This is a genomic window from Micromonospora sp. (genome assembly GCF_048594385.1).
In the GTDB taxonomy this organism is placed as follows: domain Bacteria; phylum Actinomycetota; class Actinomycetes; order Mycobacteriales; family Micromonosporaceae; genus Micromonospora; species Micromonospora wenchangensis.
The window spans coordinates 18,289-30,559 of sequence record NZ_JBMDWU010000436.1 but is presented as its reverse complement, the minus strand read 5'-3'; the positions used below and the strand labels follow the sequence as shown (position 1 = coordinate 30,559).

The following is a 12,271-nucleotide window of genomic DNA, read 5'->3' as shown; positions in this document are numbered from 1 at the left end:
CGCGGTGCCGAGGTGGCCGGTGCCGGTGGGCGTGATCAAGAGGTTGGAGTCGTGCCCGGGCGGCCAGCTGACGCAAACCTCTTGATCACCGGTGCCGCCCCCGGCGGGGTGGGGCGGGCCGGGCCGGGTGGGTCGGGTGATCAAGAGGTTTGCGTCACGCCGGCGGTGGATTCTGACGCAAAGCTCTTGATCAACACGGGCAGGCGCGGGGCACGGGCGGGCGCGGGGCACGGGCGCGCAGGTGCGGGTGGGGCGGTCAGGTGGGGGCGATGGTGGGCCAGGGGAGGGTGAGTTCGCCGTGACGCCAACGGTGCGGGCGGTCGAGGACGGGCCAGCCGGTGGACCGGAGGGTGTCGACGGCGGTCAGCCACCGTTGGCGGGGACCGAACGGGGCCAGCCCGGCGGCTGCCTGCCAGGCGTCGTCCAGGGCGCGGAGCAGGGCGTGGATACGTTCGCCCGGCACGTTGCGGTGGATCAGCGCCTTCGGCAGGCGCTCGGCCAACCGGGCCGGGCTCTCCAGCGTGGCCAGCCGGGCGGCCAGGGTCAGCGTCCGGGGGCCGGTGGAGTCGATCAGCAGCCAGCCGGCCAGCCGACCCAGCTCGTCGCAGGTGCCCTCGACCAGCACCCCGCCCGGGGCGAGCCGGTCGGTGACCGTCCGCCAGGCGTCGGCGACCTCGCTCTCGTCGTACTGGCGGAGCACGTTGAACGCCCGGACCACGGTGGGCCGCAACCCGGCCAGTTCGAAGCCGCCCCGGGCGAACGTCAACCCCGGTGGGTCGGCGGCCGGCGCGGCGGCGGCCACCCGTACCGGATCGATCTCCAGCCCGACCACCCGGACGTCGGCGCGGACCCGGGCGGCCAGCCGGTCGCGCAGCTCGACGGCGGTGACCGGGGTGGCGCCGTAACCGAGGTCCACCACCAGCGGGTCGGCGGCGGCCCGTAGCCGGTCGCCGCAGGTCTCGACGATCCAGTTGTCGACCCGGCGGAGCCGGTTCGGGTTCGTCGTCCCCCGGGTCACCAACCCCACCGGCCGCTGCCGACCCCGGTCAGCCATCCCGGGTCACGACCCGACCCGGTGCACCTTGTGCTGGGCGGCCTGGGCCAGCGGGCGGACCACCAGACGGTCCACGTTGACGTGGTGCGGGAGGGTGGCGCACCAGGCGACGCACTCGGCGACGTCGTCGGCCACCAGCGGCTGCGCCACCCCGGCGTAGGTGGCGTCGGCCTTCGCCGCGTCCCCGCCGAAGCGGTTCAGGCTGAACTCCTCCGTCCGGACCATCCCGGGGTCGATCTCGACCACCCGGACGGGCCGGCCGCACAGCTCCAACCGCAGGGTGCCCGCCACGGCGGTCTGCGCGTGCTTGGCCGCGCTGTATCCGCCGCCGCCCTCGTAGACGGTGAAACCGGCGGTGGACGAGAGCACCACGACCGTGCCGGCGCCGGAGCGTTCCAGGGCCGGCAGCAGGGCCTGGGTGACCCGCAGCGTGCCGAGCACGTTCACGTCGTACATCCACTGCCAGTCGGCGATTGAGCCGGTCTCCACCGGGTCCAGCCCACGCGCCCCGCCGGCGTTGTTGACCAGGACGGTGACCGGGCCGGGGGCGTCGGCGGCGGCGCGGGCCAGCTCGGCCACCGACTCGTCCGAGGTGACGTCGCAGGCCACTGCGGTGGCGCTGCCCCCGGCCGCCGCGATCTCGGCGACCAGACCGGCGAGCCGGTCGGTGCGGCGGGCGGCGGCGAGCACGTGGAAACCCTCGGCGGCGAGCCGGCGGGCGGTGGCCGCGCCGATCCCGCTGGACGCCCCGGTGACGATCGCGACAGAGGTCATCAGGTCATTCTCACCCTGGCGGCGTGACCGGCCGCTCCGGGCCCCGTGATGAGGTCCGTCACGCCTGCGGCCCGGGGCGAGGCATTTCCGAAGCCCGATGGGGAAGATTGCATCCGGCGCGAAGGTTGTCCGAGGAGCGCCGGTCGTGCGGGACGGCATCAACCGTGACAGAAGGAGCGGACGTGGCGGATCAGCACACCGGTGTCGGTCGTCAGCGAGGTTCCCTGCCGTGGCCGCGGCCCCGCCGGATCGCCACCCTGTCGGTGCACACCTCACCGTTGCACCAACCGGGCACCGGCGACGCGGGTGGCATGAACGTCTACATCCTGGAGGTCGCCCGCCGGCTCGCCGAGGCGAACGTCGAGGTGGAGATCTTCACCCGGGCCACCTCCGGTGACCTGCCCCCGGTGGTGGAGATGGCCCCCGGGGTGCACGTCCGGCACGTCACCTCCGGCCCGCTGGAGGGGCTGACCAAGGAGGAGCTGCCCGGTCAGCTCTGTGCCTTCACCGCCGGGGTGCTGCGGGCCGAGGCGGCCCGCCCGCCGGGCCACTACGACCTGATCCACTCGCACTACTGGCTCTCCGGCCAGGTCGGCTGGCTGGCCAAGGAGCGCTGGGGGGTGCCGCTGGTGCACACCGCGCACACCCTGGCGAAGGTGAAGAACGCCCAGCTCGCCGCCGGTGACCGGCCGGAGCCGAAGGCCCGGGTGATCGGCGAGGAACAGGTGGTCGCCGAGGCCGACCGGCTGGTCGCGAACACCCGGGCGGAGGCCTCCGACCTGATCGACAGGTACGCCGCCGACCCGGCCCGGGTGACGGTCGTCGAACCGGGGGTTGACCTGGCGCGGTTCCGACCCGTCGCCGGGGACCGGGAGGTCACGACCCGCGCCGCCCGTCGCCGGCTGGGCCTGCCCACCGACGGGTACGTCGTCGCGTTCGTCGGCCGGATCCAGCCGTTGAAGGCCCCCGACGTGCTGGTCCGCGCGGTCGCCGCGTTGCGCGAACGCGACCCGGCCCTCGCCGACCAGGTGACCGTGGTGATCTGCGGCGGCCCGAGCGGCAGCGGCCTGGACCGGCCCACCTCCCTGATCGAGCTGGCCGGTTCGTTGGGGGTCGCCGACCGGGTGCGTTTCCTGCCGCCGCGCACCGGGGACGACCTGCCCGCCCTCTACCGGGCGGCCGACCTGGTGGCGGTGCCCTCGCACAACGAGTCCTTCGGGCTGGTGGCCCTGGAGGCGCAGGCCTGCGGCACGCCGGTGGTCGCCGCCGCCGTGGGTGGCCTGGTCACCGCCGTGCGGGACCAGGTCAGCGGCGTGCTCGTGCACGGCCACGATCCGACCGACTGGGCCCGTACGCTGGCCCGGCTGCTGCCCGACCGGGCCGGTCGGGAGGCGCTGGGTCGGGGGGCCGCCCGGCACGCCCGCAGCTTCTCCTGGGAGCGCACCGTCTCCGGGCTGCTCGCCGTCTACGGCGAGGCGGTCACCGGGCACCGGGAGCGGCTGGCGGCCCGGCTGGCCGACGGTCCGGCGCTCACCGGCTCCTGGTGACCGGGTGCCCCGCCCCTCGTCGCCGGGTGGGGCGGCCACGGCGGCCGTAGAGTGGGTCCGATGAGCGCGAAGAGCGAGCTGGCGGCCCTGATCGAGGCGGTCTGCACCGAACGGGAACTGGACTGGGAAGCCACCGGCGAGGGCTCGTACGCGGTCACCCTGCCCGGCACCCACAAGCTCAAGACGATCTGCAACCTCATCGTCGGCGAGCACGCGCTGCGGGTCGAGGCGTTCGTGATGCGCCAGCCCGACGAGCGGCGCGAGGAGCTGTGGGCGTGGCTGCTGCAACGCAACGCCCGGATGTACGGGGTGGCGTTCTCGATCGACGCGGTCGGCGACGTCTACCTCACCGGGCGGGTCAACCCGTCCGCCGTCGACGCCGACGAGCTGGACCGGCTGCTCGGCGCGGTGCTCAGCTACGCCGACGAGTCCTTCGACACCATGCTGGAGATCGGGTTCGGCAGTTCCATCCGCCGGGAGTGGGAGTGGCGGGTCAAGCGGGGCGAGTCGACCGCGAACCTGGCCGCCTTCGCCCACCTGTTCACCCCGTCCGCCGGAGGTTCGGACCGGTCCTGACGGGTATGCCGCAGCGCTGCGGCGCGGCAGTGTGGGACCCGCCGCAGGCCGAGGACGGACTGTCGAGGAGCGTGTCATGGCTCAGCGGAACAGCTCAGGTCGCGGCGCGACGGCGACCGGGACCACGCGTCAGGCCGGCAACCGGACCCCGAACACGCCGGGCATCTCCGAGTCGGAGATCTCCCGGATGAGGGTCGACGAGATCCGGGGTCAGTTGCGTCGGCGGGGGGTCTCCGGGATCTCCGCGTTGCGTAAGCCGGAACTGGTGAAGGCGCTCGCGCGGACGTTGCGCGCGGAGGGACGGGCCGGCGGCGCCGCCCGCCGCAGCACCGGCCCGTCCGGCCGGGCACCCGCCCGCCGGAGCACGGCCGGGGCCGCGAAGGCCAATCCGTCGCGTACGCGGGCGAAGGCGACGCCGGCGAAGGCCGCCCGCGCCACGGGCGTGCGCACCGGCCGGTCCACCTCCCGTTCGGTGCGCTCCGCGCAGCTCATCACGTCTCCGGCGGACCGTCCGGAACGTCCCGGGCGCAGCCTGGTGACCACCAACCACCAGGTGATCCGGAACTGGGCCGCGGCCCGGGGCGCCAAGCCGGCGACCATCGCCGGTACCGAGCGCAACGGCCGGCCGGGGGTGCTCACCTTCGACCTGCCGGGTTACCGGGAGAGCCGCCGGTTGCGGGTGGTGACCTGGGACGACTGGTTCCGGACGTTCGACTCGCGCAAGCTGAACCTGATCTTCCAGGAGCAGTTGCGCGACGGCCGGCCGAGCAACTTCTTCCGGACCGAGTCACCCGATCGGGAAGACGGCTGAGGGGTTTACCGGAATGGCTGCCGGGTAGCCGCGTGTTGGCAGTCACGGAGCCCGGAACAGGAGCACCGGAGCGGGGACGGTCGGTGTTGTGACCGGCGAGACAGTGCTCGAAGGTTGAATCCGGAATCCGGGCGAACTAACTTTATTGCACCGCGTCACGCTCGGAAACGTTCGGGGGAGCGGCGGATCGATCAGATCCGTGCACCGAGCGAGACGCAATCGGGTGGGTCACGCCGTTGGGGGACGGTGCCACCCGGGAACCGGCGGCGCGAGCGGGCGACGCTTACGGGGGTGAGGGTCGCCCGCCGCCGCCGGGCAGGCGGTACGAGCGCCCACCGCGACCATCGGTCGCCGGTGGGCGCTCTGCCGTTTGAACCGGTGCCACCGCAGGCGCGGTGGGGGCGTACTCAGGCGGGGGTGCGGGCCGGGACCGGCTCGGCGGGTGCGGTCGCGGCAGCCTCGGCCGACTGCGGGGCCGGCGGTCCGACGGCGGTGACCGGCACGACGGGAACCTCGGGGCGGCGCAGGCGGGTCGCCCGGCGTTCCCGGGCCGGCCCGGAGAGCAGGTGGGCCAGCGCGGTCGCCACGCCGATCGCGGCGCAGCCCAGCCAGAGCGTGGCGTTGCCGGCGTGTTCCCGGACCAGTCCGCCGAGCAGTGGGGCGACCGCCCCGGCCACCTGCCAGGACAGCGAGAAGACACCCTGGTAGCGGCCCCGTAGCTCGGCCGGGGAGAGTTCGGCGATCAGGGTGGCGTTGGACGGGGAGTTGAGCATCTCGCCGAGCGTCCAGATCAGCACGGTCAGCCCGAAGAACCAGGCGGCGTCGGCGAACGCGGTCAGCCCGAAGCCGACCCCCATCACCACCGAGGCGAGGGCGAGCACGTGCGACCGGCTCCGCCCACGGATCAGCCGGGGGACGAAGAGCTGCCCCACCACGATCAGCACCCCGTTGAGCGCGATCACCGAGCCGTAGGTGGCGGGGGACAGACCGGCGTCGCCCATCGCGATCGGCAGCATCGAGATGTGCTGGAGGAAGACCAGCGCGCCGAAGAGGTTGAGCACGACGAACCCCAGGAACACCCGGTCGGCGGCGATGGTGCGCAGCGCACCCACCCGGGGCGGGCCGCTCGTGCCACCCTTGACGGCGCTGGTCGTCGGGGCGCGGCGGGTCTCGCCGACCTTGACGAAGATGATCAGCGCGGTGACCAGGGTGGTGGCCGCGGCGACCACGAACAGCAGCAGGTAGCCGGCCTCGGCGGCGAGGCCGGCGAGCACGGCGGCGCAGGCGAAGCCCAGGTTGATCGCCCAGTAGTTGAGCGAGAACGCGCGCAGCCGGTCCCGTTCCGGCACCACGTCGATCATCATGGCCCCGAAGGCCGGCCGGGCGGCCTCGGCGAACGTGCCGAGCAGCAGCGCGCCCACCGCGACCGCCCAGAGCGGCCGGGCGAAGCCGAGCGTCAGCATCATGGTGGCCGCGCCCAGGTGGGCGGTGAGCAGGGTGGGCCGCCGTCCCCACCGGTCGACCAGGGTGCCGCCCACGGTGGTGCCGACCGCGCCGCCGACCCCCCACAGGCCCATCACCAGGCCGGCCTGGGCGGCCGAGAAGTGGCGGGCCTGGGTCAGGTAGATGGCGAGGAAGACCAGCACGAACGAGCCGAGCCGGTTGATCAGGGTGCCCGTCCAGAGGTACCAGAAGGTCCTCGGTAGCCCGCCTGTGGTCTCCCGGAACCAACCCCGTACCGTCCGCACGCCCGCGCCCCCGCTCAGGTAATGACCGCTGTCCTTGAAGCGCCTTACAACCTAGTTCCGGGGGCGGACACCGGTCATCCGTTTTTCCACGTGGTGGTCGTCACCACCACCGCCCGCGTGTCCCCGGACGCCGTGCGGCAGGATGATCGGCATGACTGCGAGCGAGGGGCCCACCGTCGGGACGCTGGTCCTGCTGCGGCACGGCGAGAGCGACTGGAACGCGAAGAACCTCTTCACCGGCTGGGTCGACGTCGACCTGACCGCCAAGGGTGAGGCGGAGGCGCGCCGCGGCGGCGAACTGCTGCGCGAGCACGACCTGCTGCCGGACGTGGTGCACACCAGCGTGATGCGCCGGGCGATCCGCACCGCCGAGCTGGCGCTGAACGCCGCCGACCGGCACTGGATCGCGGTGCGCCGGTCGTGGCGGCTCAACGAGCGGCACTACGGCGCCCTGCAGGGCAAGAACAAGAAGCAGACCCTGGACGAGTACGGCGAGGAGCAGTTCATGCTCTGGCGTCGCTCGTACGACACGCCGCCGCCGCCGATCGCCGACGACGACGAGTTCTCCCAGGTCGGTGACCCGCGGTACGCGCTGCTGCCGACCGAGCTGATGCCGCGCACCGAGTGCCTCAAGGACGTGGTGGCGCGGATGCTCCCGTACTGGTACGACTCGATCGTGCCGGACATCCTCGCCGGCCGCACCGTGCTGGTGGCGGCGCACGGCAAATCGCTGCGCGCCCTGGTCAAGCACCTCGACCAGATCTCCGACGAGGCGATCGCCAAGCTGAACATCCCCACCGGCATCCCGCTGCGCTACGACCTCGACCCGCAGCTGCGCCCGCTCACCCTGGGCGGGACCTACCTCGACCCGGCCGCCGCCAAGGAGGCCGCCGCCGCCGTCGCCAACCAGGGCCGCTGAGCTGACGACAGGGCTCCCGGCCCGGCGGAGATCGCCGGGCCGGGAGCCCTTCGCCGTCGTCGGGCGGTGCGGGTCAGCCGGCGGCGGGGGTGGTCTCCCCGGTGATCAGGTAGACCACCCGCTCACCGGCGTTGACCGCGTGGTCGGCGAACCGCTCGTAGAACCGGCCGAGCAGGGTGGCGTCGATGGCGGTCTCCACCCCGTACGGCCACTCGTCGCCGAGCAGCATGCCGAACAGGCTCTTGTGCAGGTCGTCCATGACGTCGTCGTCGCGGTCCAGTTCGGCGGCGATGTCGGCGTCGGGGGTGGCCAGCACCTTGGCGATCTTCTCGGCCATCCGGTCGGCGACCGAGGCCATGTCGGTGAAGACGGGCCGCAGCTCGGCCGGCACCGCCGGGGAGGGGTGCCGGCGCAGCGCGGTCTTCGCCACGTGGTCGGCCAGGTCGCCCATCCGCTCCAGGTCGGCCGCGACGTGCAGCGCGGTGATCATCGCGCGCAGGTCGGAGGCGACCGGCGCCTGGCGGGCGAGCAGGTCACAGACCCGCTCCTCGACGTGCTGGTAGAGGTCGTCGATCTCGGCGTCCCGCGCGATCACGGCCTCGGACGCCTCGCGGTCGGCGGTCAGCAGGCCGCGGGTGGCCTGGCGCATCGCGGCGCGTACGCCGTCGGCCATGTCCACCAGCAGTTGGCTGACGATCTGCAGGTCGGCCCGGAACTCGTCGCGCATCGTCACTTCCTGGGGTCGGTGCCGCCGGTGGTCGCGGGGACCGTTGGCGTACGGGTTGAGCAGGTGCGCGACCCACCGTAGGCGGGGGTGACGGGAGCCCAGATGAACCCGGATGAACGACGCGGGGCCCGGGAGTGAATTTCTGCCAAAGCGAGTGTGGTTCGTCCTGTTATGGGCGATAGCCAGGTTAACAATGACCCTACGATCGCCGGGTGGAATGGGCGGTGGCGATCGTGGTGGCCCTGGTGACCGGACTGGTCGCCGGGCTGCTGCTGGCGCGTCCCGTCCAGACCTGGCGACGCCGTGCGGCGTCGCCCGGGGGCGAGGGCCCCCACGGGAACCTGGGGAGGCGTGCGATTCCCGACGACCAGTCCGGCGGGCTCAGCGGGCTCGGCCGCAAGACCATCGACTCGCTGCGCGCCGGCGTCGTGGTGCTCGGCCCGGACGACGTACCGGTGCTGGTGAACCCGGCAGCCCGGGCGATGGGACTGCTCCGTACCGGCGCCACCCCCGGCTCCATCGCGGCCCACCCGCTGATCCGTACCCTCGCCGGACAGGTCCGGCGGACCGGGGTGCGACGCGAGATCGAGCTGGACCTGCCCCGTGGCCGCGACAACGCCGGGGAGAACCCGCTCGGCGTGCACCTGCGGGCGATGGGCATCGGTGGCGGGTACATCGCCGTCGAAGCCGCCGACGTGACCGAGTCACACCGGCTGGCCCGGGTCCGGCGGGACTTCGTGGCCAACGTCAGCCACGAGCTGAAGACCCCGATCGGGGCGCTGCAACTGCTCGCCGAGGCGCTCGTCGACGCCACCGAGCCGGCCGACGGTGCACCCGACCTCTCCGAGGACATGCTGGCCGCCCGCCGGTTCGCCGAGCGCATCCAGCACGAGTCGACCCGGCTCGGCCGGCTGGTGCAGGAGCTGCTGGAGCTGACCCGGCTCCAGGGCGCCGAGCCGCAACCCGCGCCGGAACCCGTCGCGGTCGACTGGGTGATCGCCGAGGTGCTCGACCGGACCCGCACCTCGGCCACCGCCCGCCGGGTCCAGGTGGTCACCGAAGGACAGCGGGGCCTGACCGCGTACGGCAGCGACAGTCAGCTCGCCACCGCCGTGTCCAACCTGGTGGAGAACGCGATCACCTACTCCGGCGAGGACACCACCGTGCGGGTCGTCACCCGGGCCGACGACGACCACGTCACGGTCTCCGTCACCGACCAGGGCATCGGCATCGCCCCCACCGACGTCGACCGGATCTTCGAACGGTTCTACCGGGCCGACCAGGCCCGCTCCCGCGCCACCGGTGGCACCGGCCTCGGCCTGGCCATCGTCAAACACATCGCCAGCAACCATGGCGGCCGGGTGGAGGTGGCGAGCACCCTGGGTGGGGGGTCGACGTTCACCCTCCGGCTACCCGCCAGCCCTCCGGACGCCCTGGAGTCGCTACTGCCGTCCGCTGGTATCGAGCCCGGCCCGACCGACCCTGCGCCGGGCCTGACCGTAGGAAAGGAAACACCCCGTTGAGCCGCGTACTGGTGGTCGAGGACGAGGAGTCGTTCTCCGACGCCCTGTCGTACATGCTCCGCAAGGAGGGTTTCGAGGTCTCCGTCGCCGCGACGGGCACCTCCGCCCTCACCGAGTTCGACCGGACCGGCGCGGACATCGTGCTGCTCGACCTGATGCTCCCGGAGATGTCCGGGACGGAGGTCTGCCGGCAGCTGCGGCAGCGCTCGCACGTGCCGATCATCATGGTGACCGCCCGGGACAGTGAGATCGACAAGGTGGTCGGGCTGGAGATCGGCGCCGACGACTACGTGACCAAGCCGTACTCGCCCCGGGAGCTGGTGGCCCGGATCCGGGCGGTGCTGCGCCGGCAGAGCCCCGAGGTGACCGAGTCGGGGGCCCCGACGCTTGCCGCCGGCCCGGTCCGGATGGACATCGAACGGCACGGGGTGACCGTCGACGGGGCGGCCGTGCAGCTCCCGCTCAAGGAGTTCGAGCTGCTGGAACTGCTGCTGCGCAACGCCGGCCGGGTGCTCACCCGGGGGCAGCTCATCGACCGGGTCTGGGGGGCCGACTACGTCGGGGACACCAAGACCCTCGACGTGCACGTCAAGCGGCTGCGTTCCAAGATCGAACCGGAGCCGTCCGCGCCCCGGTTCATCGTCACCGTGCGCGGGCTGGGCTACAAGTTCGAGCCGTAGGCCGGCACACCGTTCACCCCTGCGGGCTGGCCGGGTGCGGGGCGATCTGGCCCTGGCCCAGCCGGGCCGCGCACAGCTCGGCCAGCCTCGCGTACGCGGGCGCGCCGACCAGCGCGGTCAGCTCCGGGCCGTACGACAGGTACATCGGCTCGGTGCCGACGTGCGCGTCGGTCGACGAGGTGCACCACCAGTCCAGGTCGTGCCCGCCTGCGCCCCAGCCCCGCCTGTCGAACTCGGCGAGCGTCGACACCAGCACCTTGGTGTCGTCGGGGCGGGTGGTCCACTCCTGGTCCCGGCGGATCGGCAACTGCCAGCAGACGTCCGGCTTGTACTCCAGCGGGTGCACGCCGTCGCGCAGCGCCTGGCCGTGCAGCGCGCACCCGCCCCCACCGGGGAAGTCGGCGTCGTTGAGGAACACGCACGGGGCGTCCTCGCCCCGGGTGGCGGTCCGTCGGGCCGGGTTCTTGCCGTCGATCGTGTCGGTCGCGGTCCAGTTCTTCGTACCCTTGCGGAAGTGCTGCCAGGTCTGCGGGGTGAGCCGCTTGACGGCCGCCCGGACCCGCTTCTCGTCGTCGGTGTCGGTGAAGAACGCGCCGTGCGAGCAGCAGCCGTCGGCGGCCCGGCCGGCGACGATGCCGTGGCAGCCCCGGCCGAACACGCACGTCCAGCGGGACAGCAGCCAGGTGAGGTCGGCGCGCACCAGGTGCCGCTCGTCGGCCGGGTCGACGAACTCGATCCACTCCCGGGGGAAATCCAGCCCGACCTCCCGGCTGCGGGGGTCGCCGGGGTCGTCCACCAGCACGTGCAGCTCCACCTGGCTCGTCACCCGGCCCAGCGTACGCGCGCCCGGTGCGGCCGGCCGGCGTGCCACCGAAACCCGGTGGCCCTAGGGTCTTCCCATGCGGCTGGGTGTGCTCGACGTCGGTTCCAACACGGTTCATCTGCTGGTGGTCGACGCCCACCACGGCGCTCACCCGTGGGCGGCGCACTCCGAGAAGGCGGTGCTGCGGCTGGCCGAGCAGATCGGCCCGGACGGCGCACTCACCCGGGCCGGTGCCGACGGGCTGGTCGGGGCGGTCGGGGCGGCCCGGGCATCGGCCACCGCGCTGGCCGCCGACGACCTGCTGGCCTTCGCGACCAGCGCGGTGCGCGACGCCACCAACGCGGCCGAGGTGCTGACCCGGGTGCGGGAGGAGACCGGCGTACGGCTGGAGGTGCTCTCCGGTGCGGACGAGGCGCGGGCGACGTTCCTCGCGGTCCGGCGCTGGTTCGGCTGGTCGGCGGGGCGGTTGCTGGCGATGGACATCGGCGGCGGCTCGCTGGAGTTGGCCGCCGGCATCGACGAGGACCCGGAGGTGGCGGTGTCGCTGCCGTTGGGGGCCGGCCGGTTGAGCCGGGACCGGCTGCACGTCGACCCGTCCGGGCTGACCCCACCGACCGCAGAGGCCGTCGAGGAGCTGCGGGAGTACGTCGACGCGCAGCTCGACCCGGTGGTGGAGAAACTGGCCGGGGTGGGCTGGGAGCGGCCGGTCGCCACCTCGAAGACCTTCCGGACACTGGCCCGGCTGGCCGGGGCGGCCCCCTCCTCGGCGGGCCTGTGGGCGCGGCGCAGCCTCACCCGCACGGGGCTGCGGCAGGTGCTGGGGTTCGTCCGGCACATCCCGCCGGCCCAGCTACCCGAGCTGGAGGGGGTGAGTGCCGGCCGGGCCCACCAGCTGCTGGCCGGGGCGGTGGTGGCCGAGGCGGTGCTGCGCCGGCTCGACGTGCCGGCGGTGGATATCTGCCCGTGGGCGCTGCGTGAGGGCGTCATCCTCAGACGGTTGGATCAGCTCGAACCGATGTGACGTACGCCGGTCGTTGCGCGGCTTTTGCTGCTGCTCGTCCGGAACTGTGGTGGCGGCCCCGGTTACCC

At 73.3% G+C, this 12,271-nt stretch carries 12 protein-coding genes; 7 read left to right on the top strand and 5 right to left on the bottom strand.

The genetic code is table 11. The annotated features are described in order from the left end of the window. Positions 1 to 256 precede the first annotated feature (256 nt). Both ACOJTC_RS23810 and ACOJTC_RS23805 read right to left on the bottom strand, forming a co-directional pair. A complete protein-coding gene (locus ACOJTC_RS23810; RefSeq protein WP_420118555.1) occupies positions 257 to 1,054 on the bottom strand; it encodes a class I SAM-dependent methyltransferase in 798 nt (265 codons plus the stop codon). A gap of 6 nt (positions 1,055 to 1,060) precedes the next feature. After that, a complete protein-coding gene (locus ACOJTC_RS23805; RefSeq protein WP_420118554.1) occupies positions 1,061 to 1,828 on the bottom strand; it encodes an SDR family oxidoreductase in 768 nt (255 codons plus the stop codon). Between the two features lie 182 nt (positions 1,829 to 2,010). Between ACOJTC_RS23805 and mshA the strand changes: the two genes are divergently transcribed. The 3 genes from mshA to ACOJTC_RS23790 all read left to right on the top strand — a co-directional run bounded on the left by mshA (position 2,011) and on the right by ACOJTC_RS23790 (position 4,762). Then, positions 2,011 to 3,375 (top strand): D-inositol-3-phosphate glycosyltransferase, encoded by a 1,365-nt coding sequence (gene mshA, locus ACOJTC_RS23800; protein ID WP_357926150.1) that lies wholly within the window; start codon positions 2,011 to 2,013, stop codon positions 3,373 to 3,375. A gap of 60 nt (positions 3,376 to 3,435) precedes the next feature. Then, the gene (locus ACOJTC_RS23795; RefSeq protein WP_088646095.1) at positions 3,436 to 3,951 is read left to right on the top strand and encodes a YbjN domain-containing protein; all 516 of its coding nucleotides are present in this window, start codon (positions 3,436 to 3,438) and stop codon (positions 3,949 to 3,951) included. Between the two features lie 76 nt (positions 3,952 to 4,027). Next, positions 4,028 to 4,762, top strand: coding sequence for a hypothetical protein (locus ACOJTC_RS23790; protein WP_420118553.1), 735 nt, complete (start codon positions 4,028 to 4,030; stop codon positions 4,760 to 4,762). A gap of 407 nt (positions 4,763 to 5,169) precedes the next feature. On the opposite strand, the gene ACOJTC_RS23785 is transcribed toward ACOJTC_RS23790, so the two are convergent. Further along, positions 5,170 to 6,510 (bottom strand): MDR family MFS transporter, encoded by a 1,341-nt coding sequence (locus ACOJTC_RS23785; protein ID WP_420118552.1) that lies wholly within the window; start codon positions 6,508 to 6,510, stop codon positions 5,170 to 5,172. Between the two features lie 151 nt (positions 6,511 to 6,661). Here ACOJTC_RS23785 and ACOJTC_RS23780 point away from each other — a divergent pair, with 151 nt between their 5' ends. Continuing rightward, positions 6,662 to 7,429: a phosphoglyceromutase gene (locus tag ACOJTC_RS23780; protein ID WP_420118551.1), complete on the top strand. Its 768-nt coding sequence runs from the start codon at positions 6,662 to 6,664 to the stop codon at positions 7,427 to 7,429. Positions 7,430 to 7,502: 73 nt separating this feature from the next. Here ACOJTC_RS23780 and phoU read toward each other — a convergent pair whose 3' ends face one another. After that, entirely contained in the window at positions 7,503 to 8,156 is a 654-nt protein-coding gene (phoU, locus tag ACOJTC_RS23775; protein ID WP_420118550.1) for a phosphate signaling complex protein PhoU, read from the bottom strand. A 212-nt stretch (positions 8,157 to 8,368) separates the two neighbouring features. Here phoU and ACOJTC_RS23770 point away from each other — a divergent pair, with 212 nt between their 5' ends. Together ACOJTC_RS23770 and ACOJTC_RS23765 are read left to right on the top strand one after the other, a co-directional pair. Continuing rightward, positions 8,369 to 9,679, top strand: coding sequence for a sensor histidine kinase (locus ACOJTC_RS23770; protein WP_420118549.1), 1,311 nt, complete (start codon positions 8,369 to 8,371; stop codon positions 9,677 to 9,679). Beyond that, positions 9,676 to 10,359 (top strand): response regulator, encoded by a 684-nt coding sequence (locus ACOJTC_RS23765; protein ID WP_420118548.1) that lies wholly within the window; start codon positions 9,676 to 9,678, stop codon positions 10,357 to 10,359. Before ACOJTC_RS23770 ends, ACOJTC_RS23765 begins: the two co-directional genes overlap by 4 nt. Before the next feature lie 13 nt (positions 10,360 to 10,372). Here ACOJTC_RS23765 and ACOJTC_RS23760 read toward each other — a convergent pair whose 3' ends face one another. Then, a complete protein-coding gene (locus ACOJTC_RS23760) occupies positions 10,373 to 11,185 on the bottom strand; it encodes a hypothetical protein (RefSeq protein WP_420118547.1) in 813 nt (270 codons plus the stop codon). Between the two features lie 73 nt (positions 11,186 to 11,258). On the opposite strand from ACOJTC_RS23760, the gene ACOJTC_RS23755 reads away from it, so the two are divergent. After that, complete coding sequence (locus tag ACOJTC_RS23755; RefSeq protein WP_420118546.1) at positions 11,259 to 12,203, top strand: Ppx/GppA phosphatase family protein; 945 nt, start codon at positions 11,259 to 11,261, stop codon at positions 12,201 to 12,203. The last annotated feature ends 68 nt before the right edge of the window (positions 12,204 to 12,271 follow it).

What these genes read in the sequence shown, in the direction of transcription:
- ACOJTC_RS23810 (WP_420118555.1), bottom strand. Translation starts at nt 1,054, where the DNA reads ATGGCTGACCGGGGTCGGCAGCGGCCGGTGGGGTTGGTGACCCGGGGG.
- phoU (WP_420118550.1), bottom strand. Translation starts at nt 8,156, where the DNA reads ATGCGCGACGAGTTCCGGGCCGACCTGCAGATCGTCAGCCAACTGCTG.
- ACOJTC_RS23805 (WP_420118554.1), bottom strand. Translation starts at nt 1,828, where the DNA reads ATGACCTCTGTCGCGATCGTCACCGGGGCGTCCAGCGGGATCGGCGCG.
- ACOJTC_RS23790 (WP_420118553.1), top strand. Translation starts at nt 4,028, where the DNA reads ATGGCTCAGCGGAACAGCTCAGGTCGCGGCGCGACGGCGACCGGGACC.
- ACOJTC_RS23780 (WP_420118551.1), top strand. Translation starts at nt 6,662, where the DNA reads ATGACTGCGAGCGAGGGGCCCACCGTCGGGACGCTGGTCCTGCTGCGG.
- ACOJTC_RS23755 (WP_420118546.1), top strand. Translation starts at nt 11,259, where the DNA reads ATGCGGCTGGGTGTGCTCGACGTCGGTTCCAACACGGTTCATCTGCTG.
- ACOJTC_RS23795 (WP_088646095.1), top strand. Translation starts at nt 3,436, where the DNA reads ATGAGCGCGAAGAGCGAGCTGGCGGCCCTGATCGAGGCGGTCTGCACC.